The organism is Azospirillum doebereinerae, assembly GCF_003989665.1.
GTDB classification, from domain to species: Bacteria; Pseudomonadota; Alphaproteobacteria; order Azospirillales; family Azospirillaceae; genus Azospirillum; species Azospirillum doebereinerae.
The window spans coordinates 23,536-45,714 of record NZ_RZIJ01000022.1; the positions used below are offsets into that span (position 1 = coordinate 23,536).

Consider the following 22,179-nt stretch of genomic DNA (forward strand, 5'->3'; position numbering starts at 1 on the left):
CATGATCTCACGCGGCCCGCAGGCCCTGTGCACGAAAGATGCCGCGCACCCGCTCGGTCAGCGCCGCCGAGGGCGGTTCCGTGTCCGCCAGCGTGTAGGGCAGACCGAGCGTCCGCCATTTGTATTCGCCCATCTTGTGGAAGGGCAGCACGTCCACGCGTTCCACGACGCCCAGCCCGGCGGCGAACCCGGCTAGGCCCTCGATTTCCTTGAGGTCGTCGGTCAGCCCCGGCACCAGCACGTAGCGCAGCCAGATCGGCTTGCCGAGCAGCGAGAGCCGTTCGGCGAACTCCAGCGTCGGGCGCAGCGGCACATGGGCGAGCCTGCGGTGGGTGGCCTCCGAGAACGCCTTGATGTCGAGCAGGACCAGATCCACGTCGGCCAGCAGGAAATCGTCAGCGTGCGCGCCGAGAAAGCCCGAGGTGTCGAGCGCGGTGTGCAGCCCCAGCGCCTTGGCCCCGCGCAACACCGCCGCGCAGAATTCCGGCTGCACCATCGGCTCGCCGCCGCTGATCGTCACGCCGCCATGGCCGCGCTTGAGGAAATTGACGTAGGTGGCGATCTCCGACAGCACCTCGGTCGATTGCGTGGGCGTGCCGTCGTGCATGTGGCGGGTGTCGGGGTTGTGGCAGTACTGGCAGCGCAACGGGCAGCCCGCCAGGAACAGCACGTAGCGCAGACCGGGACCGTCCACGGTGCCGCCGGTCTCGACCGAGTGGACCCAGCCGCGCACCGACGGCGCTTCTCCGGACGGGTGTCCCGGCTGGTCCAGGAAGCGGCTGTTCATGGCAAACCTCTCAAGAAAAGCGCCGATGCCGCGCGGGCGGCATCGGCGTGCGCTCTGCCGCAGCGTGACGTCAAACAGCCTCGGCGGTCAATCGTCGCCGCCGGCCATGGCCGCGCGGGCGTAGCCCTGGGGCTCCTGCTCGCTGTCGTCGCGCGGACCGGCCGTCAGGCCGGGGCGCTCGACCCAGACGATGCGCAGGATGTTGGTCGAGCCCGGCATGCCGAACGGCACGCCGGCGGTGACGACGAGGCGCTGGCCGTCGTCCGCCAGCCCGTGGGCGTAGGCGATGCGCGCCGCCTTGTGGACCATGTCCGAGAAGTTCTGGACGTCCTCCGTCAGCACGCTGTGCACGCCGTAGGCCAGCACCAGCCGGCGCGACGCCGCGACGCTGGCGGTCAGGCAGAGGATCGGCACCTCCGGCCGCTCGCGCGCCGCGCGCAGGGTGGTGGAGCCGCTGGTCGTGTAGGTCACGATGGCCGCCGCGTGGATGGTGTGCGCCACCTGCCGCGCCGCCGCCGTGATGGCGTCGGACGCCGTCTCCTGCGGGTCGGAGTGCTGGGCGTCCATCATGGTGCGGTAGAGCGTGTCGTGCTCCACCCGGCGGGCGATGCGGTCCATGATCGACACCGCCTCGATCGGGTAGGCCCCGGACGCGGTCTCGGCCGACAGCATCACCGCGTCGGCGCCGTCGAAGATGGCGGTCGCCACGTCCGACGCTTCGGCCCGCGTCGGCGCCGGGGCGGAGATCATCGATTCCAGCATCTGCGTGGCGACGATCACCGGCTTGCCGGCCAGCCGCGCCTGACGGACGATGCGCTTCTGGATCGAGGGCACGTCCTCGGGCGGCATTTCCACGCCGAGATCGCCGCGCGCCACCATGACACCGTCCGACAGCTCGACGATGCGCTCCAGATGCTGGATGGCCTGCGGCTTCTCCAGCTTCGACAGCAGGGCGGCGCGGCCGTCGATCAGCTTGCGCGCCTCGGCCACGTCTTCCGGACGCTGCACGAAGGACAGCGCGACCCAGTCCACCCCCTGGTCCAGGGCGAAGACGAGGTCGGCGCAATCCTTGGGCGTCAGCGGCGACAGCGGCAGGACCACGTCCGGCACGTTGACGCCCTTGCGGTCGGACAGCCGCGTCCCTGACACCACCACCGTGTCGGCGTGGGTCGCATCGCAGGCGATCACGCGCAGGCGGACCTTGCCGTCGTCCAGCAGCAGGTCGGTGTTCGGCTCCAGCGCGGCGAAGATCTCCGGGTGGGGCATGCCGACGCGGGTGGCGTCGCCCGGCTCGGTCGAGAGGTCGAGGCGGAAGCTCTGCCCCGCCGTCAGCTCGATCGGGCCGTTGGCGAATTTGCCCAGGCGCAGCTTCGGCCCCTGCAGATCGGCCATGATGGCGATGGGGCGGCCGGTCTCGCGCTCCAGCTCGCGGATGGCGCGCACCCGTTCGCCGTGATCCTCGTGGGAGCCGTGGCTGAAGTTCAGGCGGAAGACGTCCACGCCGGTCTCGAACAGCGACCGGATCATGGCGGGAGAGGAGGAGGACGGACCCAGCGTGGCGACGATCTTCGTCTGCCGGAAGCGGCGGATCGGGGTTCCCGTGGTCATATCGAAGCAAGCTCCGCAAGAAGAAGGTTGGTGCGTTGGCCGCAAGGGGCGTGCATCGTCAGGATCGTGACCGCCGCGCCCCGTGGGCGCCGCGCGTTCGGGCGCCGGAAGCATCGGCGTCCGGGTTCACCGGACGGCAACGGGCCCGGCCGTTCCGAACCGCCCCACCGGTCATGGAAAGAAAAATCGTGTGAGTGCCTGCCGCCCGAGCGCCAGCCTCATCTGACCTTTAAAATACTAGTATATTAGATTGGAAGGCAAGCCCATTCGGCTCATACCGCGCTATGCGGTCATTATGTCGCATCGCAGGGTGGCTGAGGGCGTTTTGCCCGTCTCACCGAAGGGCAGGACCCTGAACAATGCGTCCATTCCATTGAAAAACCTCGACGGATGACGACTTTCGGCTTGCTCAATGTACTAGTATATTAGTATGCTCTGGCAAGGATGAACTGACGTCGCCACAGCAACGGCGACGTCCGCAACCGGGTGCATCCATGATTCCCTCCACCGCCCACGCGCCGTCCACCGTCCGTCGTCCCCCGCGCACGGCCCAGGCGGCTCCCCGCACGCCCTCGCGCGCCGCCACCGCGACGGCCAGCATCTACCGGGAACTGCGCGCCGACATCGTCGGGATGCACCGCAAACCCGGCGAGCCCATCGTGGAACGGCTGATCGCCGAGACCTACGGCGTCAGCCGCACCCCGGTCCGCGAGGCGCTGCTGCGTCTGGCCGACGACGGTCTGGTCGAGATCTTCCCGCAATCGGGCACCTTCGTCGCGCGCATCCCGCTGGACGCCCTGCCCGAGGCCATCGTCATCCGCACGGCGCTGGAAGGCGCCGCCGTCCGCTACGCCGCGCAACGCGCCACCGGCAGCCAGATCGCCGCGCTGCGCGCCAATCTGGTGTTGCAGCGGGAAAGCGAGGCGGCCGAGGATCTGAACGGCTTCCACGAGGCCGACGAGCGGTTCCACGCCCTGATCGCCGAGATCGCCGGCTTCCCCGGCCTGTGGGGCTTCGCCCAGCAGGTGAAGGTCCATGTCGACCGCTACCGCCGCCTGACCCTGCCGGAACCGGGCCGCATCGGCCATGTGATCGACGAGCACGCGGCGGTCGTCGACGCCATCGCCGACCGCGACGCCACCCGCGCCGAACGGTGCATGGCGGAGCACATCGACGGCCTGCTGACCGCCATTCCGCACGCCCAGGGGTCCAACCCCTTCTTCTTCACCGGTTCGCCGGTCGCCAAGACCTTATAATAAGGATACCAGCCATGAAGATCACCGTTCGCCACCCCTCCCATCCGGACGCGGTCCGCGGCTTCGACACCGAGGCGCTGCGCGAGCATTTCCTGGTGCCGACCCTCTTCGAGGCCGACGACATCCTCCTGACCTACAGCCACGTCGACCGCTTCGTGGTCGGCGGCGCCATGCCGGTGGCGGGTCCGCTGACGCTGGAGGCGCCCAAGGAGATCGGCTCCCCCACCTTCCTCAAGCGCCGCGAGTTGGGCGTCGTCAACGTCGGCGGCCCCGGCCGCGTGATCGTGGACGGCGCGGTGTTCACCCTGGACCACCGCGACGCCCTCTACGTCGCCATGGGCAGCGAGGACGTGCGGTTCGAGAGCCTGGACCGCAAGGAGCCGGCCAAGTTCTACCTGAACAGCACCCCCGCCCACGCCCGCTTCGAGACCATGAAGATCTCGCTCGGCATGGCCCGCCAAGTGCATCTGGGCGACCCGTCGCAGTCGAACGAGCGCATCATCTACCAGATGATCCACCCCGACGTCTGCCAGACCGCGCAGCTCGTGCTGGGCATGACGGTGCTCAAGCCGAACAACATGTGGAACACGATGCCGTGCCACACGCATGACCGGCGCTGCGAGGTGTACTTCTACTTCGATCTGGCCGAGCCGGCGCGCGCCTTCCACTTCATGGGCGAGCCGAGCCAGACCCGCCACATCGTGATGGCCAACGAGCAGGCGGTGATCTCGCCGCCCTGGTCGATCCACTCCGGCGTCGGCACGCGCAACTACACCTTCATCTGGTCCATGGGCGGCGACAACCAGGACTTCACCGACATGGACATGGTTCCCATGGAAGCCCTGCGCTGAACCGTCCCGCCGCCAAGAAAGACACGACCATGACGAACGCACATTCCTTCGATCTGTCGGGCAAGGTGGCGCTGGTCACCGGCGCCAACACCGGCATCGGCCAGGGCATCGCGCTGGCGCTGGCCCAGGCCGGGGCGGACATCGCGGCGGCCGACATCGTGCCGTTGGACGAGACCAAGGGCCTCGTCGAGGCGACCGGCCGCAGGTTCCACGCGATCAAGGCCGACCTGACCAGCATCGCCCCGCTCCAGGGCCTGGTCGACGAGACGGTCGCCACGCTGGGCGGGCTGGACATCCTGGTCAACAACGCCGGGCTGATCCGCCGGGCGGATTCGGTGGACTTCACCGAGGCCGACTGGGATCTGGTGATGAACATCAACATCAAGTCGGTGTTCTTCCTGTGCCAAGCCTTCGGCCGCTACGCCATCGGCGCCGGGCGCAAGGGCAAGATCATCAACATCGCCTCGATGCTGTCCTTCCAGGGCGGCATCCGCGTCCCCTCCTACACCGCGTCCAAGAGCGGCGTCGCCGGCGTCACCCGGCTGCTGGCCTGCGAATGGGCCGGCAAGGGCATCAACGTCAACGCCATCGCGCCGGGCTACGTGGCGACCAACAACACCGCCGCGCTGCGCGCCGACGAATCCCGCAGCGCCGAGATTCTCGGCCGCATCCCGGCCGGGCGCTGGAGCGTGCCGTCGGACATCGGCGGTCCGGCGGTGTTCCTGGCGTCGGAGGCCTCCGACTACGTCCACGGCACCATCCTGCCGGTCGACGGCGGCTGGCTGGCCCGCTGATCCACGCGTAAGGAACGGAGGACAAGCATGGCTACCGACGTGTTCGTGAAGGACGCCACCGTCGATTGGCAGGATCTGGGCGCCGGGGTGCGCCGCAAGATCCTGGGCTACAACGACGCGATGATGATGGTGCGGGTCGAGTTCGAGACCGGCGCCATCGGCCCCCTGCACAGCCACCCGCACGTCCAGTGCGCCGTGGTCGAGAAGGGCGCCTTCGACGTGACCATCGATGGACGCACCCAGCGTCTCGCCACGGGCGACGGCTACATCGTGCCGCCCAACGTGGTCCATGGCGTCGTCGCCCTGGAGCCGGGCGTCCTGCTCGACGTCTTCACGCCGATCCGCGAGGATTTCCTGGCCTGACGGGATCCCCACGACGGATTTGAAAAAGGGCCGCGCCGGGCAATCCGGCGCGGCCCTTTTTGCATCAATCGCTCGAAGCCGTTCGGCGCGGGGTTGCGGCCTTGAGAAGGTCGCCCCAACTTCCCCTCGATTTCTGCAACAGAGTCAAAGCTCAAGTCTTTGCTGCACTGCGGAAAGAACTCGCCCCCCGGACTTCCTCCTCTTCATGCTGCACTTGCGAAGAAACCCTGTCGCGACCGATCCACGCATGCGGCATTTTGGCAAAGCCCACCCTGTCGCCGGAATCACGCTTGCCATCCAAAGTGATATATTAATATAACTACTTACGAGCGAGGCTCCGCATCCTGATCAAGGGCGTGAGACACCATCGCGGCATTCACCGAAAGCCCGCATCGGGCCTGTAGGCCGGCACCGTTGCCCTGTCCACGACAGGCAAGCGAGGAAGACATGAAGAAGATCCGTGGTTTGCGGTGGCAGATCCTTGCCCTGATGATGTTGGGGACCATAGTCAACTACATCGATCGCAACACGCTTGGCATCCTGGCTCCCCAGCTCAAGGAACAGCTTCACTTCACGACCGAACAGTACTCCTACGTCGTCAGCGCGTTCCAGCTCTGCTACAGCCTGATGCAACCGGTGGCTGGGTACATCACCGACCTGATCGGCCTCAAATTCGGCTACGCCATGTTCGCCATGGTCTGGGGCCTCGCCGCCGCCATGCACGCGCTGGCCGGCGGCTGGCAGTCGATGGCCTTCTTCCGTGGGCTTCTCGGCGTCAGCGAAGCCGCCGCCATGCCGTCGGGCGTCAAGACCTCGACCCTGTGGTTCCCGGCCAAGGAGCGTTCGATCGCCACGGGCTGGTTCAACACCGGCAGCTCCGTCGGCGCCATGGTCGCCCCGCCGCTGGTGATCTGGCTGTCGGTCACCTACGACTGGCGCGTCGCGTTCATCGTCACCGGTCTGCTCGGCGTCGGCATGTCCCTGCTGTGGCTGGCGCTGTACCGCAACCCGGAAAACCATCCCCGCCTGACGCCCGAGGAGCACGACTACATCCTGGAAGGCCGTGGGCAGGTCCAGCTTCCCAAGCCGTCGATGAAGCGGGTTCTGGCCAAGCGCAAGTTCTGGGGCATCGCCGCCGCCCGTTTCCTGACCGAGCCGGCGTGGCAGACCTTCAGCTTCTGGATCCCGCTGTACATGGTCTCCACCCGCGGCATGGACATCAAGCAGTTCGCCCTGTTCGCCTGGCTGCCCTTCCTGTTCGGCGATCTGGGTTGCGTGCTGAGCGGCTACCTGTCCCCGTTCTTCGCCAAGCGCTTCAAGATGACGCTGGTCAACTCCCGCATCGCCGGCATCGGCATCGGCGCGGTGTGCATGATCGGCCCGGCCCTGATCGGCCTTAGCAGCAGCCCGATCACCGCGATCTTCCTGTTCTCGCTGGGCGCCTTCGCCCACCAGATGCTCTCCAGCCTGCTCTACGCCCTGGTCACCGACTCCTTCGACAAGCAGGACGTCGCCACGGCGACCGGCTTCGGCGGCATGGCCGGCTATCTCGGCGGCATGATCTTCTCCCTGATCATCGGCCAGTTGGCGAGCACCATCGGTTACGAGCCGCTCTTCGCCTGCCTGACGGTCTTCGACCTGACCGCCTTCGCCGTCGTCGCCCTGGTGCTGGGCCAATGGGGCAAGAACGCTCCCCCCGCCATCCGCAGCGACCTCGCCAGCGCCGACTGACGCCGGCGCCGACCGCAACGTTCCGCGCCCCCAGGCTTCACGCCCGGGGGCGTTTTTTTGCGTCCGATTCCGCCGTTGCCGGAAATACAGAAGCCCCCGGAATCATCGTATTATTTTTAAAACAATCGGGATTTTCGGCGACTATTTTAAATTGAAACGCCATTCATGACGCGAATATTGCGCATTTGATTCACGTCAATGAAAAATCTTCGGCCGAGCTTAAGCTGACGTATCTTTGCCGCTTCAATCCGGAGTCCGCCTCACGAACCGATGCGGACTCTGTCGGCCGGCATGCCCCCAAAAGACCAGAACCGCATCATGACGAACATCCTCGAACGGCTTTCGATCCGCGCGACGCTCGGGTTGGTGATCGCTGCCCTGGGTTTGCTGCTGATCGCCACCAGCACGCACACCCTGATCGACGTCGTCCAGCGAACGCGCAGCGTCAGCCAGGTCGCGACCCTCAGCGCCACGAGCCGCGACCTGCTCCGGACCCTGCTGGCCGTCCGGCTGGAGCGTGGGGTGTTGAGCCCGGCGCTGGGTGCGGATCAGGCGATCCGGGAAACCGATGAACAGGACGTCGCCGCCAACCGCCGCACCGCCGAAACCGGTTACGAGGCGATCGCCTCGGTGTTGAACGGCCTGGACATGCCGGGTTCCCGCGCGGCGGCGGACCGCTTGCGCTCCGCCCATGACGCGCTGGTCGCCGTCCGCGCGCGGGCGGACAGTGCGGCGCGCCAACCCAAGGCCGCCCGCGATCCGGCCGTGCTGGACGACTGGGCGAAAGCCCCACAGGCTTATCTCGACGCCTTGACGACCACGACCGATCGGCTCGACGCCTCGCTGAAGCTCGTCGATCCGGTCGTCGACCACATGCTGACCATCAAGCGCGCGGGCTGGAGCACCCGGCTGAACGCCGGGGCCATGGCGCTGCGGATTCAAACCGCCCTGGCCACCGGCCAGGCCTGGACGCCGGCCGACGCGCTGGCCGTCGCCGAGCTGAACGGCCGGGCGGTCCACGCCTGGTCGATGGTGGAGGAGACCGTTTCCCGCTCCGACACCCCGCCGTCCATCGTCGAGGCGGTCCGGAGGGCCAAGGTCAATTTCGAGGGGCCGCTCGTCGAGCAGCGCAAAGCCATCCTCGCCGCCCTTGCCGACGGCCGCAAGCCGGCGGTCGAGATCGCCACGCTGCGGCAGCAGGACACCGCCAGCCAGGGCACCATCGTCGATGCCGCCCACGCCGCCGTGGAAGAGATGGTCGTCCGCTCCGAACGCGAGTTGGCCGGCGCCAGCCGCGACGCCGCCGTCGCCGGCCTGCTGGTGCTGGCCGCCATCGCCCTGACCGTCATCGGCTTCCTCGTCGCGCAGAAGCGGGTCAGCGGCCCGATCCGCGCGATGACCGACGCCATGCGCCGGCTGGCGGAGCGCGACATGGCCACCGCCATCCCCGGCCTCGGCCGCGGCGACGAGATCGGCGGCATGGCCGCCGCCGTGACCGTCTTCCGCGACAGCATGCTCACCGCCGACCGGCTGGCCGCCGAACAGGCCGCCGAGCGCGCCGCCAAGGAAGCGCGGACCGCCCATCTGGAAGCGCTGATGCACGCGTTCGACGCCAAGGCGATGGGCATCGTCGAAACCGTGGCGTCGGCCGCGACCCAGATGCAGGGCGCCGCCGGCGCTCTGTCGACCACCGCCGCCCACGCCAGCGAACAGGCGACCGCCGTCGCCGCCGCGTCCGAGCAGGCGACGGTCAACGTGCAGACCGTCGCGTCGGCGACCGAGCAGTTGTCGGCCTCCATCCTGGAGATCGGCCGCCAAGTCGCCGCGTCCACCCGGATCTCCGGGCAGGCGGTGAGCCAGGCGGAACGGACGAACGCCACCATGCAGGTCCTGGTCGAGGCCGCCCAGGAGATCGGCCATGTCATGGAAATGATCAACTCCATCGCCGGCCAGACCAACCTGCTGGCCCTGAACGCGACCATCGAGGCCGCCCGCGCGGGCGAGGCCGGCAAGGGCTTCGCCGTCGTCGCGTCGGAGGTCAAGGCCCTGGCGGCCCAGACCGCGCGCGCCACCGACGAGATCCAGGCCAAGGTGAAGGAGATCCGGTCGGCGACCGGCGGCGCCCAGAGCGCCATCCAGGGGATCGGCCTGACCATCGCCCAGATCAGCGAGATCACAACGGCCATCGCCGCCGCGATCGAGGAGCAGGGCGCGGCGACCGGCGACATCGCCGGCAACGTGGTTCAAGCTGCGCGCGGCACGGGGGAGGTGTCGTCGAACATCGCCGGCGTCAACCAGGCCGTCTCGGAAACCGGCGCCGCCGCCGCCCAGGTTCTCGAAGCCGCCAGCAGCTTGGCGCAGGAAGCCGAAACGCTGCGGGGGGAGGTGGCGACCTTCATCACCTCAGTCCGCGCGGCGTGAAGGACGAAGGCGCCGGTGGCCAGCGGCCTGCGGCCTGCGGCGCCCTGCCACATACACCGCACGTCAAAACTGATATACTAATATTATGTCTCGTGGGTTCACGGGTGGCATTCCGTGAAACTGGAGGCGTCTCTCCTGTTAAGACTTGGGCCGCTGAGGGGATGCTCAGCGGCCCATTTTTTCGCGCTCCCGGTCTATCTGCCGAGGCCGAGGCCCCTCAGGCGACGCCGAAGCCGTAGACGATCCGGCCCGTGCGCCACTGCCCGACGTTCAGCACCGTCGAGGGGAAGCTCGGGATGTTGACGGCGTTCGGGAAATGCGAGGGCTCCAGGCAGAAGCCACTGTGCTTGGTGTACAGGGTGCCGCCCTTGCCCACGTCGCGCGGCGCCTTTCCTTCCAGGAAATTGCCGGTGTAGACCTGAAGCCCCGGTTCGGTCGAGCGGACCTCCAGCGTGCGGCCGCTGCCCGGATGGACGACGCGGGCGTGCAGCCCCAGGACGCCGGCCGGCTTGTCCACCACATAATGCAGATCGTAGCCGTTGCCGAGCTTCAGCATCGGATCGTCGGCGTCGATGCGCGCGCCGAACGCCGTCGGCGTGCGGAAATCGTGCGGCGTGCCGGTGACGTCCACCGTGTCGCCGGTCGGCACCGCCGTGTCGCCGAGCGCCAGATAGCGGCTTCCGTTGACCGTGGCGACGTGGTCGAGGATGGAGGCGCCGCCGTCGCCCGACAGGTTGAAGAAGGTGTGGTCGGTGAAGTTGACGACGGTGGTCTTGTCGGCCGCGACGGCCGTCCAGGACAGGGTCAGCGCGTTGTCGTCATCCACCGTGTAGACCAGACGGACCGGCAGGGTGCCAGGGAAGCCCTCCTCCCCGTCCTGAAAGACGTAGGTCAGTTCCAGGCTGGACTCGTCGAGCTGGCGGGCGTCGAAGACACGGAAGCGGGAGCCACGCTTGCCGCCGTGCAGCGTGTTGGGCGGGCTGTTGATCTCGGTCCGCTGTTCGACGCCGTCCAGCGTGAAGCGGCCCTGGTCGATGCGCCCGCAATAGCGCCCGATGAACGAGCCCATGGAGGCTTGGCCGTTCATCACCTGGTCGATGCTGTCGTACCCCTGCACCACGTCACCGAGCGCGCCGTCGCGGTCGGGAACCAGGATCTGCTCGATCTTCGCACCGTAATTGGTGATCCGCACCACCATGCCGTTGCGGTTGCGCAGGGTGAACAGCGCCACCGGCTTGCCGTCGACGGTGGTGCGGAAATTCTCAGGCTTGAGGTCATGGGTGGTCGGCATGGTTCGGGGCATCCCTGTCGTGGTGGAGGGTTCAGAAAAATCCGACGAGCATCAGCCCCAGCATCAACACAACACGCAGGAGCAGCGCCGTCTCAAGAGGATCCGAGCTCACGGTTTGGTCCTCGGTGAATCGGTCTCAAATTATAATACTAGTATATAAGATGGAAGCGTGACTCTCATCGCAATGCGGCGGCGGTATTGGACAGTTTGCCGCAGCGCTGAATGCTTCCAGGGATTTTGACAGGCGTGCCCCGCACTCACTCAATCACGTGAATTATTTCCAAGACACTCACGATCATCTCCGCCTTTTTCTCAGAGATGCATCAAAGAAACTCCGATAGCAGCGCTGCGAAACATCTTTAAGAGCGCTACGATATATTGTCTACATCTGCACATTATCGAGCAATATCGCTTTGACGCAGTGCAACATGCTTATGCAAGCCATGCGCATTGAACGCGTCAATTTCAAACACGCCCCTGCCATCATTGCTTTGCCGATGACGCGGGTGTTTCAGAAAAGCGCCCGATCGTCGAAACCGACAGCAGGAGCACGACACCATGAAAAAGCGCCATTCCTTCGCCCGCGTGATCGTGGCCAGCAGCTTTGCGCTGATCGCGCTGATCACCGCCGCCAGCGCGACCGTGTCCATCGACGCGACGCCCGCCCCCGTCGGGATCGACCGCGCCAGCGTGCTCGACAGCCAGCTGTTCCTGTTCAACTGAGCGTCGCAGCGGGGCGCCACCGGGAGCCGTCGCCGGCTTCCGACACGAAAAAGCCCCCGTTCCGGGTGGAACAGGGGCCTTTCCGGAAAACGCGTCGTACGCCTTACGCCGAGGCCGCCGCCTTGGCCTCGCGGCGGCGAGCGTGGAGGACCGGCTCGGTGTAGCCGTTGGGCTGGATGCGGCCCTTGAACACGAGGTCGCAGGCCGCCTGGAAGGCGATGCTGCTCTCGAAGTTCCCGTCCATCGGACGGTAGAGCGGGTCGCCCGCGTTCTGCTTGTCCACCACGGCGGCCATGCGCTTCATGACCTCCATCACCTGCGGCTCGGTGCAGACGCCGTGGTGCAGCCAGTTGGCGATGTGCTGGCTGGAGATGCGCAGCGTCGCGCGGTCCTCCATCAGCCCGACGTCGTGGATGTCCGGCACCTTGGAGCAGCCGACGCCCTGGTCGATCCAGCGCACGACGTAGCCCAGGATGCCCTGCGCGTTGTTCTCCAGCTCCTGCCGGATCTCGTCCTCCGACCAGTTCGGGCGGTCGGCGAGCGGCAGGGTCAGGATGTCGGACAGGGCGGCGGCCTTGCGGTTGGCGATCTGCTCCTGCACCGAGGCGACGTTGACGGCGTGGTAGTGGGTGGCGTGCAGCACGGCGGCGGTCGGCGACGGCACCCAGGCGGTGTTGGCGCCGGCCTTCGGGTGGCCGATCTTGGCGACCAGCATGTCGGCCATCAGGTCGGGCATCGCCCACATGCCCTTGCCGATCTGCGCGCGGCCCTTCAGACCCGCCTTCAGGCCGACGTCGACGTTGTTGTCCTCATAGGCCGAAATCCACTTGGTGGCCTTCATCGCCGCCTTGCGGACGACCGGGCCGGCCTCCATCGAGGTGTGGATCTCGTCGCCGGTGCGGTCGAGGAAGCCGGTGTTGATGAACACCACCCGGTCCTTGGCGGCGCGGATGCATTCCTTGAGGTTGACGGTGGTGCGCCGCTCCTCGTCCATGATGCCGACCTTGAGGGTGTTGCGGGTCATCCCCAGCAGATCCTCGACGCGGCCGAACAGCTCGTCGGTGAAGGCGACCTCGTCCGGCCCGTGCATCTTCGGCTTCACGATGTAGACCGAGCCGGCGCGGCTGTTGCGCAGGGGGCCGGTGCCCTTGAGGTCGTGCAGCGCGATCAGCGACGTGAACACGCCGTCGAGGATGCCTTCCGGCGCCTCGCTGCCGTCCGACAGCTTGACCGCGTCGTTGGTCATCAGATGGCCGACGTTGCGGACCAGCAGCAGGCTGCGGCCGTGCAGGGTCAGCGTGCCGGTCGCGGTGGTGTAGACGCGGTCGGGGCTCAGCGTGCGGACGACGGTCTTGGAACCCTTGGCGAAGCTCGCCTCCAGCGTGCCCTTCATCAGGCCCAGCCAGTTGCGGTAGGCGCCGACCTTGTCCTCGGCGTCCACGGCGGCGACGGAGTCCTCGCAGTCCTGGATGGTGGAGAGCGCGGCTTCCAGCACCACGTCGGCGACGCCGGCCGGATCGTCCTTGCCGATCAGATGGGTACGGTCGACGCGGATCTCGATGTGGGTGCCGTTCTGGACCAGCAGCACGGCGGTCGGCGCGGCGGCCTCGCCCTGCCAGCCGGCCAGCGCGGCGGCGTCCTTCAGCCCGACCTTGCGGCCGTCCTTCAGCGTCACGGTGAGCGCGCCGCCGTCCACCGCGTAGCCCGTGGCGTCGGAATGGCTGGCGTCGGCCAGCGGCACGGCGTCGTCGAGGAACTTGCGCGCCCAGGCGATGACCTGCGCGCCGCGCGCCGCGTCGTAGCCGGGGGCGGCCACGCCCGGAATGGCGTCGGTGCCGTAGAGCGCGTCGTACAGGCTGCCCCAGCGGGCGTTGGCCGCGTTCAGCGCGTAGCGGGCGTTGGTGATCGGCACCACCAGCTGCGGGCCGCCCAGCCGGGCGATCTCGTCGTCGACGTTGGCGGTGCCGATGGCGAAGTCCTCGCCCTCCGGAACCAGATAGCCGATCTCGCGCAGGAAGGACTCGTATTCGGCGGCGTCGAAGATCTGGCCGCGCCGGGCGGTGTGCCAGGAATCGATCTTCGCCTGGAGGGCGTCGCGCGTCTCCAGCAGGGCGCGGTTGCGCGGCGCCAGATCGTGCAGCAGCGTGTCGAGACCCGACCAGAACTGGCCGGCGTCGACGCCGGTGCCAGGCAGAGCCTCCTTCTCGATGAAGTCGTACAGGGTTTGGGCGATGTCCAGGCCGCCGCGGCGAATCCAGTTGCTCATCTTCTCGGTCCCATTCTCTTGCGCGCCCATTCTCTATGCGCGTCCGGTTCGCAGGCCCCTCTTTGTGAGCCTTTGCGCAAAGTTATTGCGTGAACCGGTTTGGGCGGTCAACAGAATGTCGCACCGCAAAAAGTATGAGACCCCCGGCCGAACGGCATCACACCTCCGACTCGCGGTAGAGCTGTTCGGACAAGGCCCGCTGGTAAAGCGCGTCGATCTGCTCAACCGACAGCTCCGCCATCCCCGACTGGTCCTTCGCCATCTGTCCGACCGAGGGCAGGTCGTTCGGCACGACCCAACCCTCGGGCTGCCACAGATGGGACCGGCGCAGCGCCTTGCCGCAGTGGAAGAAGGCCTCGCGCACCGCCAGCCGGATGGCGGCCTTGGGCGTCCGCCCCTCCTCCACCAGCAGGGCCAGCAGGGCGGGATCGGTGGTGACGGTCGCCGTTCCGTTGACCCGCAGGAACACGTCCTGTTCGGGCACCAGGAAGACCAGCCCGCAGGCGCCGTCCGAGGTCAGCAGGTTGACGATGGAGGACAGCTTGTTGTTGCCGGGCCAGTCGGGGATCGCCAGCTCGCGGCGGTCCACCGCGTGGACGAAGCCGGGACGCCCGCCGCGCGGCGAACAGTCCATGCCGGTCTCCGACGCGGTGGCGACGAAGACCAGCGGCGCTGCGGCAATGAAGCGCAGCCCGTGATCGTCGAGGAAGGGAAAGGTCATCTTCTGGATGCGCTCGGTCGGCATCGCGTAGAGCGCGCGCAACGCCTCGACGCTGTGAATCCGGTGGGGGTCCATGGGCAAGGCCGCTCCTTCGGCAAAAACTAACATCGTTAGATTTATCGAATATCGTTAGACTGTCAAGGATCGATGAGGGGGCAGGATGAAGGTGCAGAGACAGGACGTCCTCGACGCCGCGCTGGCGTTGCTGGACGAGGTGGGGATGGAGGGGCTGACCATGCGCCGGCTGGCCCAGGCGCTGGGGATCCAGGCGCCGTCGCTCTACTGGCATTTCCCCAGCAAGCAGGCGCTGCTCGACGCCATGGCCGACGCGATCCTGGCCGGGGTGGTTCTGCCCGACGATCCGGCGCTGCCGTGGGACGCCTGGGCGCGTCTCGTCGCGACCGAGTTCCGCCGCGCCCTGAAGGCCCGGCGCGACGGCGCGCGCGTCTACGCCGGGACCTTCCCGCTGCTGGACAACGTGCTGCGGGTCGGCGAGGCCGTGCTCGGCCGGCTGATCCTGGCTGGGGCGGACCGGAGGACCGCCGCTTACGCTCTCTTCACGGTCCAGTATTTCGTGATCGGCTTCACCATCGAGGAGCAGGCGCTGGCGCCCCATCCGGGCGGCGTCGACCTCGCCCAGCAGGCGGAGCGGATGACGGCGGAGCAGGCCGCGCGCTACCCCCACACGGCGTCGGTGCTGTCGATCGTCGTCGACGACGACCAGGACGCGCGATTCCGCTTCGGCCTCGACCGGGTGATCGACGGGTTGAAGGCCGTCATCCCGGCCGACCGTTGTCCGGCTGACGGGCCGCGCGGCCTGGGCTAGGATGGGGTCAACCAGAACGGCGGCGGGCGCGATGTCTCTTCAACCGGTCATCATCCAATGGGGCGTTTCAAGCTACAGCGGCTGGGGCGTGAACGGCCTCAACATCGCCCTGAACTGGATTCGGGACGACCTCTTCGCGCCGGTCTGCTCGATGCCGGTGCGGACAGAGGAGCTGGCGCTCTCCCCGCTGGAGTGGCAGAGGATGGGCGGCTTCCTGCGCAACTCCGCCGCCTTCTGCGAGCAGCTCGCCCCGCATCCCGAACAGGAGATCGGCGTGTCGATTCCGGTCCTGCGGGGGCTGGGGAACAATCTGGTGGGGAGCCGGTCGGTCGGGCGCACCGTGGTGACCGGCCAGCCGACCGTCGGCGTCTGCTATCTGGAGGACACCGCCCTCACCGACGAGGCGCGGGAGCGGGCCAAGGCCTGCACGGAGATCCTCGCCGGCTCGACCTTCGTCCGCAACACACTGGAAGGCGCCGGGATCGCATGCTCGCGCGTCGTGCTGCAGGGCGTCGATCCGACCCATTTCCACCCGGCCCCGCGCGCCGGCTGGTTCCGCGACCGCTTCACCGTGTTTTCCGGCGGCAAGCCCGAGACCCGCAAGGGCCAGGACCTCGTGCTGCTGGCCTTCCGGGCCTTCGCCCGGCGCCACCCCGACGCCCTGCTGCTGACCGCCTGGCACAGCCCCTGGCCGGCTTCCGCCCGCTCCCTCGACGCCAACCCGGCGCTGGCGCCCGTGGAGTTCCTGCCCGATGGGCGGTTCAACGCGGCGAAATGGGCGACGGACAACGGCGTCGCGGCGGATCAGGTCATCGACCTCGGCCATGTTCCGAACGCCGACATGGCGCGCATCCTGCGGGAGGCCGACGTCGGCCTGTTCCCGAACCGGGGCGAGGGCGGGACCAACCTCGTCGCCATGGAGTGCATGGCCTGCGGCGTGCCCACCGTGCTGTCGGCGAACACCGGGCATCTCGACCTGATCGGGGACGGCAACGTCTACCCCCTGACGCGGCAGCGGCCGGTGTTGGACCAGGGCTGCGACGGGTGGGGCGAGAGCGACGTCGAGGAGATCGTGGAGACCCTGGAAACCATCTGGGCCGGGCGCGAAGCGGCGGCGCGGGTCGGTGAGCGCGGCGCGACGTTCATGGCCGGGCTGACGTGGAAACGCTACGCCGCCGAGATCGCCGAGGTCATCCGGCAGCATCTTTGACGGACGGCCTGGGTCCTGGCTCCGCGTGCCCCCTCCCTAACCCTCCCCCGCTTCGCGGGAGAGGGGACTGCCGCCGCACGCCGACAAGCATCCGGCCCCCTCTCCCGCCAAAGGCGGGGGAGGGATGGGGAGGGGGAAAACGCAGCAGAAGCCCCCCTCCTCCGCTCAGTGCGCCTCTTCCCAGTTGTCGCCGATGCCGGCCTCGGCGACCAGCGGCACGCCGAGTTGGGCCGCGCCCTCCATCACGCCGCGCACCAGCGCCGCCGCTTGCTCGGCTTCCGCCTCCGGTACCTCGAACAGCAATTCGTCGTGCACCTGCAGCAGCATGCGGGCGTTGCTGCCGGCGGCGGCGAGCGCACCGGGCACGCGGATCATCGCCCGCTTCATGATGTCGGCGGCGGTGCCCTGGATCGGGGCGTTGATCGCCTGACGCTCCGCGAAGGAACGGCGGGCGGCGTTCTTGTCCTGGATGCCCGGCATGTAGCAGCGCCGGCCGAACAGCGTCACCACGTAGCCGTGCTGGCGGGCGAAGGCCTTGGTCGCCTCCATCCACACCTTCAGCTCGTGGAAGCGTTCCAGATACGCCTTGATGAAGGTGTTGGCCTCCCCCGGCGTGATGCCCAACTGGCGGCTGAGGCCGAAGCCGGAGATGCCGTAGATGATGCCGAAGTTGATCGCCTTGGCCTTGCGCCGGATGTCCGAGGTCATCTGGTCGAGCGGCACGCCGAACACTTGGGCCGCGGTCGCCGCGTGAATGTCCAACCCGTCGCGGAAGGCGTCCTTCAACGCCTTGATGTCGGCCATCTCGGCGACCAGACGCAGCTCGATCTGCGAATAGTCGATGCTCAGCAGCTTGTTGCCGGGAGCGGCCACGAAGGCGCGGCGAATCTTGCGACCCTCCTCGGTGCGGACCGGGATGTTCTGGAGGTTGGGGTCGGTCGAGGACAGCCGCCCGGTGTTGGTCGCCGCCAGCGAGAAGGCGGTGTGGACCCGGCCGGTGTCCTTCTCGATCTTCTGCTGGAGCGCGTCGGTGTAGGTGCTCTTGAGCTTGGCGAGCTGGCGCCAGTCCAGCACCCGCTGGGCGATGACGTGGCCCTGCTCCGCCAGATCCTCCAGCACGCCGGAATCGGTGGAATAGGCGCCGGTCTTGCCCTTCTTGCCGGTGCCGAGCTTCATCACGTCGAACAGCACCTCGCCCAGCTGCTTGGGCGAGCCGATGTTGAAGCTCTGCCCGGCGTGGCGGTGGACATCCTTCTCGACCTCGACGAGGCGGACGGCCAGATCCTGCGACAGCCGCGCCAGCGCCTCGCGGTCGAGGCGGACGCCCGCGCGCTCCATGTCGGCGACGACCGGCACCAGCGGGCGGTCGAGCGTTTCGTAGACCGTCACCATGCGCGCCTCGACCAGCCGGGGCTTCAGCAGGGTCCACAGCCGCAGGGTGATGTCGGCGTCCTCCGCCGCGTAGGCCAGCGCCTTGTCCAGCGGCACCTTGTCGAAGGTGATCTGGCTCTTGCCGGTGCCGCAGATCTCCTTGAAGGGGATCGGCGTGTAGGCGAGGTGCAGCTCCGCCAGCTCGTCCATGCCGTGGCCGTGGGCGCCGCCCTCCAGCGCGTAGGAGATCAGCATGCTGTCGTCGATGGGCGACACCGCGACGCCGTTGCGCGCGAAGAGCTGGTGGTCGAACTTGAAGTTGTGCCCGATCTTGAGGATCGCCGGATCCTCCAGCACGCCCTTCAACGCCGCCATCACCTCGGCGACCGGGATCTGCGCGGGCGGCGGCGGCGCGTCGAAATCGAGCTGCCCGGCCGCCGCCGCGCCCGCGCCATGGGCGAGCGGGATGTAGCAGGCGAGTCCCGGCTCCGTCGCCAGCGAGACGCCGACCAGCGTCGCGGTGGCCGGGGTCAGGCTGTCGGTCTCGGTGTCCACCGCCAGGATGCCGGTCGTCCGCGCCCGGTCGATCCAGACCCGCAGGGCGGCGAGGTCCTGGACCAGCTCGTAGCGCTTCTCGACGTCGCTCAGGGCGTGGGTGCGCGCGGCCGGGGCCTCCGCCGTGTCGCCGGTGGGGGACGGGGCGGCGGGGGACGGGGCGGCGCCGCCCGGCGCGGAACCGGAGGACGCCGCACCGGAGGAGGCCGAGCCGTCGGCGATGCGGCCGTCCCTCTGCATCTCCATCTCGACGCGGGCGACGATGCTGCGGAAGCCCTGGGCCTTGAGGAAGCCGATCAGCTTCTGGTGATCGGGCTCGCGGACGCGCAGATCCTCCAGCGGCCTGGGCGGCGGGGCGAAGGCGTCGAGCAGCACCAGCCGGCGGGAGATCCGCGCCTGCTCGGCGAACTCGATCAGCTTCTGCCGGCGGGCCGGCTGCTTGATCTTGTCGGCGTTGCTCAGCAGCCCTTCGAGGTCGCCGTACTCGGTGATGAGCTGGGCCGCCGTCTTGACGCCGATGCCGGGCACGCCCGGCACGTTGTCGACGCTGTCGCCGGCCAGCGCCTGCACGTCCACCACTTTGTCCGGCGCGACGCCGAACTTCTCGAACACCTCGTCGGGGCCGATGGCCTTGTTCTTCATCGGGTCGAACATGCCGATGCCGGGGCCGACCAGCTGCATCAGGTCCTTGTCCGACGAGACGATGGTCACCGCGCGGCCGGCGTCGCGCGCCAGACGGGCGTAGGTGGCGATCAGGTCGTCGGCCTCGTAGCCCTCCAGCTCCAGGCAGGGCAGGCAGAAGGCCTCCGTCGCCTCGCGGATCAGGGCGAACTGGGGCACCAGCTCCTCGGGCGGCGGCGGGCGGTGGGCCTTGTAGTCGGGATAGAACTCGTTGCGGAAGTTCAGCCGCTTGCTGTCGAAGACGACCGCCACCGCCTCGGCCTTGATGTCGGCCAGCAGCTTCAGCAGCATGTTGGAGAAGCCCATCACCGCGTTGACCGGCGTGCCGTCGGGCCGCGTCATCATCGGCAGCGCGTGGAAGGCCCGGAAGATGAAGCCCGAGCCGTCGACGAGGTACAGCCCGCTGCGGTCCGGGGCGGACGCGGCGGCGGTGTCGGGGGCGGCGGTTTCGGTCGTTCCGGTGGCGTCGGTCATCGTGCTCTCGTGTCCCATCCTTGCGGGCGCTACCATCGCCGAAGGCGCCCCGGGAGTCGAGAACGATGACCCCGCCGGGCCGTCGCCAAGGACCGGAAAGGACCGGAAACGGGCGGGATCAGCCCGGCCCGTCCTCCGCCGTCGTGGTGACGACCGCGCCGACGAAGGCGTAGCCGACGCCGTGCACCGCCTGGACCGGCAGCGGGCAGCCGGTGCGCTCCTCCACCTTGATCCGCAGCCGGCGGACCAGGGAATCGATGGAGCGGCTGTAGGGATCCCAGTCGCGCCCGGTCAGGGTGATGGAGATGTCCTGCCGGCTCACCGGCTCGCCGGGGGCGACCACCAGCAGCGACAGGAACTTGTACTCGGTGGCGGTCAGCGGCACCGCCGGCCCCTCGGGCGGCTGGATGCGCCATTCGACGTCGTCGAACTGCCAGCTCTTCTTGGCGTCGCCCGCCGCCGGGGCCGGGGCGGCGACCGGGGCGGCGGCCGGGCCGGCGCCCTTGTGCATGCGGCGGACCAGCGCCTTGATCTGGGCCTCGATCTCGCGGAAATCGACCGGCTTGACCAGATAGACGTCGGCGCCGAGTTCCAGCCCGATCACCCGGTCGATCAGCCCGGAACGCGCCGTCAGCATGATGATCGCCGCCTGCGACGCCGCGCGCACCCGCCGCGCCACCGAAAACCCGTCCTCGTCCGGCAGATTGACGTCCAAAACGATCACGTCGGCGCCGTCGACCTCCAGCAGGCCGTCGAGTTCGACGCCGCTGGCGGCGCCCCGCACCTCGAAACCACAGCGGTCCAGGTATTCGACCAGATCGTCCCGAAGGTCGGCTTCGTCCTCGACCACGATGATGCGGGCCACGGGATTCCCAATTCTCAGTTCCAGTCCGTCCGCAGCGATCTTAACCACCGCCGCCGCCCGCGCCAACCCTAACCACCCGTTTTCGCAACCTCGATTGTCATCGTCCTAACGATTCGACAGATACCGGTCACCTACGGTTGAATAATACCGCGAAACAAAATCGCGGTTGATGGCATCGACGCGACCGCTCTTTACCAAATCCGCGTAGCAACGGTCAAACTCTTCACGCAAGGCCGCCTCGCGGAACATCATCGTGTAGAGGGTCGGCGGGAAGATCGCGGTGAACACCACGTCCTGCTGGGGGTCGAAGGGAAGGCCGCCGTTCTTCGCCTTCTCTTGGAGTTGGCGGTTGTACTCCGCGAAGATCAGCCCGTCGGCCAGCACGGCGTCCACCCGGCCGGCGAAGAGCAGGTTGGAATGCACCATCTGGTCGGCGCGCTCGCGGAAGTCGGCGAAGCTCGGAATGGCCTCGCGCAGCCCCGGCAGCACGTCGGGCGCGCCGGAGAAGGTGATGACCCGCTTGCCCGCCAGATCGGCCAGCGACGCGACCGCCAGCCCGCCCGCCTTCAGCACCGAGGCGCCGTTCTGGTAGCGGATGTAGGGGGCCGAGCGCGAACCGGGCAGCGGCATGTCCGTCGGCACGGTGGCGACCGCGTCGACCGCCGCCCCGTCGCGGTAGTCGATCCAGTGGCGGCCGAAGGGGACGATCTTGAACTCCGCCTTGTGCCCACAGAGCGCCAGGGTCTCGCCGATGATCGACGCCTCGCGCCCGGTGCCATCCGAGGCGACCATCGGCGGCAGTTCCGGGACCAGGACCGTCACCGGCTTCGCCGAGGCCATGGAAACCTGCCCGGCAACGGCCAGCAGCGCCACCCCCAGAATGCCGAAAGCCCGACCGACGCGCGACGCCATCGCCCACCCCCGTTTTGTTGCAGCGCCGAAACGTTACCATGGAGGCGGACGGTCGCGTCCATAGGAATTGCCGCCCGTTCCGGCCTCTTCACGCCAGATCACTCGTTACATCTCGTCACAAACCGCGAATATTCGTCGCAGCCCGCCCCCGTTCGGGACCGTTCCCAAGCGGGTTTTCACAGTCGAGCTCTTTGGATGGGAAGGTTCTTGAAGGAAAATTCAAAGGAAACATGCTACCAAGGAAGGCGAAGGGTCAGAATGTCACAGGCCGGTTGCAGACATGCCAATTGACAGTATGCTACGGCTCCGGGCGACATTATTGATCGCGGCGGGGTCCGTGAAAAGCCTGCCGAAAACCGTGGGCCGGCGTTGAGCAGGCCCGAGGCGGAGGATCCAGGGGCGTCGTCGACCGGAGGCGGGGTCTCCCGGCGGAGCCCCGTGGCCGGGATCAGGGAACGGATCAGGAGAGCGTG

Annotated in this window: 17 protein-coding genes; 9 read left to right on the forward strand and 8 right to left on the reverse strand. The window is 68.0% G+C overall.

Annotated features, from left to right (window positions below; genetic code table 11):
- Positions 1-7: 7 nt before the first annotated feature.
- Positions 8-787 carry a pyruvate formate-lyase-activating protein gene (gene pflA, locus EJ913_RS23305; protein ID WP_127002399.1) on the reverse strand — a complete coding sequence of 260 codons (780 nt, stop codon included), beginning with the start codon at positions 785-787 and terminating at the stop codon, positions 8-10.
- 87 nt (positions 788-874) lie between these two features.
- Entirely contained in the window at positions 875-2,395 is a 1,521-nt protein-coding gene (gene pyk / locus EJ913_RS23310; RefSeq protein ID WP_127002401.1) for a pyruvate kinase, read from the reverse strand.
- A 494-nt stretch (positions 2,396-2,889) separates the two neighbouring features.
- Between pyk and EJ913_RS23315 the strand changes: the two genes are divergently transcribed.
- The 6 genes from EJ913_RS23315 (at position 2,890) to EJ913_RS23340 (ending at position 9,811) form a co-directional block, all read left to right on the forward strand.
- Positions 2,890-3,651 carry a GntR family transcriptional regulator gene (locus EJ913_RS23315; RefSeq protein WP_127002403.1) on the forward strand — a complete coding sequence of 254 codons (762 nt, stop codon included), beginning with the start codon at positions 2,890-2,892 and terminating at the stop codon, positions 3,649-3,651.
- A gap of 14 nt (positions 3,652-3,665) precedes the next feature.
- Positions 3,666-4,502 (forward strand): 5-dehydro-4-deoxy-D-glucuronate isomerase, encoded by an 837-nt coding sequence (kduI, locus tag EJ913_RS23320; protein ID WP_127002405.1) that lies wholly within the window; start codon positions 3,666-3,668, stop codon positions 4,500-4,502.
- 29 nt (positions 4,503-4,531) lie between these two features.
- Positions 4,532-5,296, forward strand: a complete 765-nt coding sequence (gene kduD, locus EJ913_RS23325; RefSeq protein WP_127002407.1) for a 2-dehydro-3-deoxy-D-gluconate 5-dehydrogenase KduD — start codon at positions 4,532-4,534, stop codon at positions 5,294-5,296.
- A 27-nt stretch (positions 5,297-5,323) separates the two neighbouring features.
- Positions 5,324-5,659 (forward strand): cupin domain-containing protein, encoded by a 336-nt coding sequence (locus tag EJ913_RS23330; RefSeq protein WP_127002409.1) that lies wholly within the window; start codon positions 5,324-5,326, stop codon positions 5,657-5,659.
- 447 nt (positions 5,660-6,106) lie between these two features.
- Positions 6,107-7,390: an MFS transporter gene (locus EJ913_RS23335; protein ID WP_127002411.1), complete on the forward strand. Its 1,284-nt coding sequence runs from the start codon at positions 6,107-6,109 to the stop codon at positions 7,388-7,390.
- Positions 7,391-7,708: 318 nt separating this feature from the next.
- Positions 7,709-9,811: a methyl-accepting chemotaxis protein gene (locus EJ913_RS23340; protein ID WP_127002413.1), complete on the forward strand. Its 2,103-nt coding sequence runs from the start codon at positions 7,709-7,711 to the stop codon at positions 9,809-9,811.
- Between the two features lie 217 nt (positions 9,812-10,028).
- Here the strand turns inward: EJ913_RS23340 and EJ913_RS23345 are convergent, their stop codons facing one another.
- Positions 10,029-11,102: an aldose epimerase family protein gene (locus tag EJ913_RS23345; protein WP_127002415.1), complete on the reverse strand. Its 1,074-nt coding sequence runs from the start codon at positions 11,100-11,102 to the stop codon at positions 10,029-10,031.
- Between the two features lie 558 nt (positions 11,103-11,660).
- Here EJ913_RS23345 and EJ913_RS31825 point away from each other — a divergent pair.
- Positions 11,661-11,825: a hypothetical protein gene (locus tag EJ913_RS31825; RefSeq protein WP_185909902.1), complete on the forward strand. Its 165-nt coding sequence runs from the start codon at positions 11,661-11,663 to the stop codon at positions 11,823-11,825.
- Between the two features lie 103 nt (positions 11,826-11,928).
- Here EJ913_RS31825 and EJ913_RS23350 read toward each other — a convergent pair whose 3' ends face one another.
- Together EJ913_RS23350 and EJ913_RS23355 are read right to left on the reverse strand one after the other, a co-directional pair.
- Positions 11,929-14,091: a malate synthase G gene (locus EJ913_RS23350; RefSeq protein WP_127002417.1), complete on the reverse strand. Its 2,163-nt coding sequence runs from the start codon at positions 14,089-14,091 to the stop codon at positions 11,929-11,931.
- A 157-nt stretch (positions 14,092-14,248) separates the two neighbouring features.
- Complete coding sequence (locus EJ913_RS23355; protein ID WP_185909903.1) at positions 14,249-14,887, reverse strand: MSMEG_1061 family FMN-dependent PPOX-type flavoprotein; 639 nt, start codon at positions 14,885-14,887, stop codon at positions 14,249-14,251.
- An 85-nt stretch (positions 14,888-14,972) separates the two neighbouring features.
- Between EJ913_RS23355 and EJ913_RS23360 the strand changes: the two genes are divergently transcribed.
- Complete coding sequence (locus EJ913_RS23360) at positions 14,973-15,638, forward strand: TetR/AcrR family transcriptional regulator C-terminal domain-containing protein (protein WP_127002421.1); 666 nt, start codon at positions 14,973-14,975, stop codon at positions 15,636-15,638.
- 31 nt (positions 15,639-15,669) lie between these two features.
- Entirely contained in the window at positions 15,670-16,848 is a 1,179-nt protein-coding gene (locus EJ913_RS23365; RefSeq protein ID WP_185909904.1) for a glycosyltransferase family 4 protein, read from the forward strand.
- A 165-nt stretch (positions 16,849-17,013) separates the two neighbouring features.
- Here the strand turns inward: EJ913_RS23365 and polA are convergent, their stop codons facing one another.
- The 3 genes from polA to EJ913_RS23380 form a co-directional block, all read right to left on the reverse strand.
- Positions 17,014-19,929, reverse strand: coding sequence for a DNA polymerase I (polA, locus tag EJ913_RS23370; RefSeq protein WP_127002425.1), 2,916 nt, complete (start codon positions 19,927-19,929; stop codon positions 17,014-17,016).
- A 118-nt stretch (positions 19,930-20,047) separates the two neighbouring features.
- Positions 20,048-20,794 (reverse strand): response regulator transcription factor, encoded by a 747-nt coding sequence (locus EJ913_RS23375; protein WP_127002427.1) that lies wholly within the window; start codon positions 20,792-20,794, stop codon positions 20,048-20,050.
- 105 nt (positions 20,795-20,899) lie between these two features.
- Positions 20,900-21,706 (reverse strand): substrate-binding periplasmic protein, encoded by an 807-nt coding sequence (locus EJ913_RS23380; protein ID WP_127002429.1) that lies wholly within the window; start codon positions 21,704-21,706, stop codon positions 20,900-20,902.
- Positions 21,707-22,179: the final 473 nt, after the last annotated feature.